The sequence below is a fragment of the Vibrio sp. Vb2960 genome (assembly GCF_033337665.1).
GTDB lineage: Bacteria > Pseudomonadota > Gammaproteobacteria > Enterobacterales > Vibrionaceae > Vibrio > Vibrio alginolyticus.
In genome coordinates this window covers 1-867 of record NZ_JAWORD010000070.1, presented here as the reverse complement: position 1 = coordinate 867, position 867 = coordinate 1, and the positions used below count along the sequence as shown (strand labels likewise).

Annotated in this window: 1 protein-coding gene; it reads right to left on the bottom strand. The window is 32.9% G+C overall.

Going from position 1 to position 867, the window contains the following annotated elements; genetic code table 11:
• Positions 1-128: 128 nt before the first annotated feature.
• On the bottom strand, positions 129-867 hold a 739-nt coding region (locus tag R7O03_RS22645), incomplete at its 5' end, for a hypothetical protein (RefSeq protein ID WP_318132073.1).

Genomic DNA, 867 nt, shown 5'->3' with positions numbered 1-867 from the left:
TAACGCCCTGTTAAGGGGTGAGCAACGCAATACCGATGCCGCCGCATACCACCTTAAACACTAAAGCCAACGCATGGTGAAAATACCACGCGTTGCGAATCCCTCTTAAACAGTTTGTTATGTTTGTTCTATTTACGTCGCGACTCCAATATTCTTGCAGCTTCTTTGTTAAGAGCATCCTTTAACATTCTAATCTCGCCTTCCGTATAATCTTTACAATTATTTCCACACGTGTAGCTCTGTAAAACCGTGGTAGGCATGTTAGTCATTGAATTAATACTATTGGCTAGTATGAGGGAATCGTTCGTTGGAAGGTTTAACGTTGAGTAAATTGCCATCAACAACCCTCCAATTCCAACAAAGAATTGACATAACTTGCTCGGAACTACAATGGAAATGCTTGGTAATATTAACCCTACCAATAGCAAACTAAAGGGGTGAGTTAGTGAATAGCCGTTAAATACCACATGAAAAACAAGTAGACTGAGAGAAATAGCACCTACAAAAATGCTAGATATTTTTAAAATTTCTATACCATACTTCTCATTACTTTCTTTTTCTTTTTTTAATTTTTCTTTATTCTCTTTCGTTACTTTTTCGATTGCTTTATCAAAAACCTTATATAAATCATCTTGATGTTTATCTATAGTTTTCTTAAAAAAACCATTAGACTCCGAATAATAAATATCTGGATGCTTCTTCACAAAGTCATTATAGTTTTCATTTATTTCTTGATATATATTTGAAATTTCTTCTTTTACATCCTCATCTTCAATTTGTTTTTTATAATCATTGAGAATGGATACTTTTTTAACAACATTTCTATATTTTGTATGTAATAACATAATTTCCTCTAAAACATAACGC